The organism is Chryseobacterium jejuense (assembly GCF_017877355.1).
Taxonomy (GTDB): Bacteria; Bacteroidota; Bacteroidia; order Flavobacteriales; family Weeksellaceae; genus Chryseobacterium; species Chryseobacterium jejuense_A.
This window is the reverse complement of record NZ_JAGIPR010000005.1, coordinates 178,595-180,761: the sequence shown is the minus strand read 5'-3', so window position 1 is coordinate 180,761 and position 2,167 is coordinate 178,595. Positions and strand designations below refer to the sequence as shown.

General features: G+C 37.4%; 1 protein-coding gene. It reads right to left on the bottom strand.

All coding sequences use genetic code 11. The features are described 5' to 3' along the window. Positions 1–372: 372 nt before the first annotated feature. Positions 373–2,139 carry an FISUMP domain-containing protein gene (locus J2772_RS12060; protein ID WP_209916960.1) on the bottom strand — a complete coding sequence of 589 codons (1,767 nt, stop codon included), beginning with the start codon at positions 2,137–2,139 and terminating at the stop codon, positions 373–375. Between the last annotated feature and the right edge of the window lie 28 nt (positions 2,140–2,167).

Here is a 2,167-nt window from a genome sequence, read left to right as displayed (position 1 = left end):
GAGGTAATAGATATTAGGTAGTTAGGTTTAGGTGCGTTTTCATCATTTGAATTATTCTGAAAAACTCTTATTCAAATACTTCCAGACGTCAACGATCTTATTCTTTCAGAAATTAGGATCTAAAGAAATATTGAATTGATAAGAGCAGAATAATTGCAATAGGTTTACAGCTATTCTCTTATTTTACTAAAAGAAATCTTGCTATTATTTAAAAATAGATGTGTAGTTTTATCAGGGTTTTCATCATACTGTACATATGAAATAATCTGATCTATAGAAACGATTATTGTTTTAATGGTACTTCAATAATCACCTGATAGCCACCAACAAAAATGCTGGCAGCTATCAAATAATCATTTATTTCAATTTTACTTATTCTTTGATACAACGAACTGAGCTTCCCAGTGCTGTTCCAGCGCTTGAAATACTATGTGTTCCAAATTGTGAGATTTGGAAGATATAAGCCGAAGGACTTGAGCCACCTGCTTCACCGCTCCAGTAGAATCCACTGCTTCCTGCATAAGAGGATGATATCGTTCCAAATGAAGCATCACGATTACCCGCCGCAGGGAATGCTAATTTAGTTGCTGCTGCTGCAGTAATTCCACTACCAAGTTTAGCAGCCAATAAATAGTTATCGAGCTGAGATTTAGTAGGAACCGTAAATCCTTTAGGACATGGGTTGTTCGGTTTAGCACTGTTTTGCCATAAAGTCGGATCAGGATTTACTCTCCATCCGCCTCCTGTTCCAATAAATCTTGTATCAGTTGGATTATCAGTAGCAATAGGGTTTACAGTAGGATAAACTGGGGTTCCACTTGAAGGTCCAGTCCATTTAACCAATTCATGGCCATCTGGCTTTCTTCCCCATTGGAATAATGATCCGTAAGCTTTATAATCCTGTGCAGATGTTGCCTGCTGCGCAATACTGAAGTTTGGACTGTCTGTATTTGTGTAATCTGCACCCAGGTTATTATTTAACCATGTGTAACCATCTTCAGCCTGAACCGGCAGATAAAGGAAATTATGATCAAGCGCCCCTGCATTGTCTGTCTGTCCAAATCTTCTATCCGGAATACCAGGCAATATACGAACATCATAATTTTTAGATGTTCCGGAATTATTAGATGGGAATTGGAATCTTGCCATTAATACTCCAAGATAATCATTTCCTATTCCGGCATTAATATCCAATTTTCTAGCATTTAAAGTACCTCCTATAGCTGTAAGTTTTGCTTTGATTGATCTGGTATTAGAATCATATGATTGTACTGACCATGAAAGCATAAGCTGTCTGGAAATTCCATCTTCTGTTAAATTAGCAGGAACCGTTGTTATCGAACTCCATGCAGGAAGAGATCCGCTTCCTGTAGTGGTAACAGGAATGAAGATATCTAGACCTGATGTAGAAATAAATCCTTGATAATCTGCTAACTTATCTGGAATACCATCTGCTGCTACAGGTCTGGCAGTCGTCGCAGGGCCTGTAGGTTCTGTATAAGGAGCATAATCATTATCATACACTGAACCTATAAAATATATTCCTTCATTAATAATAATGGTAGGAGGAACTACTGGAGTTCCATTATTTACAGGAAGTGAGATTCCAGAACAAGTACTTCCATTTATAGTAATATTAAATACTGCAGGGCTTGTACTAACCGGAGTTCCGAATACATTCAGATTTAAAGATCCATTTCCTATCGCAAAATTCCCGGCATTCAATGTAGCTGTTAATCCATTAGACTGAAAAGTCTGTGCGGCATAAGCGCTCCCATCGCCTCCTGTATAAGGGATTGTTAAACTTCCACTGTAAGGTACATTTTGAGTTGCAGAAGTAGGGCTAAATACTGCGGAAGCACATACTAAAGCAAACGGGTTTTCTTTCCAAAAGCATTGTGACCATGCTCCTCCTTGAAAAGCCTTTACACACTGTTCTGATACATCATAGATCAACATTCCGTTTACCGGATTATTAATCACTCCTGTATTAGGAATTCTGTTCAGTAATAAACTCTTATTGGTAGATCCTAATTCGAGATCTGCACTTAAATGAGGGCTAGGTTGATTAATTCCAACCTGGGCAAGGGAAAAAGAGCTAATACTAATGTAAATAGGTAATAATAACTTTTTTTTCATGTTGAATTTTTGTTGTGGTTTAATAAAA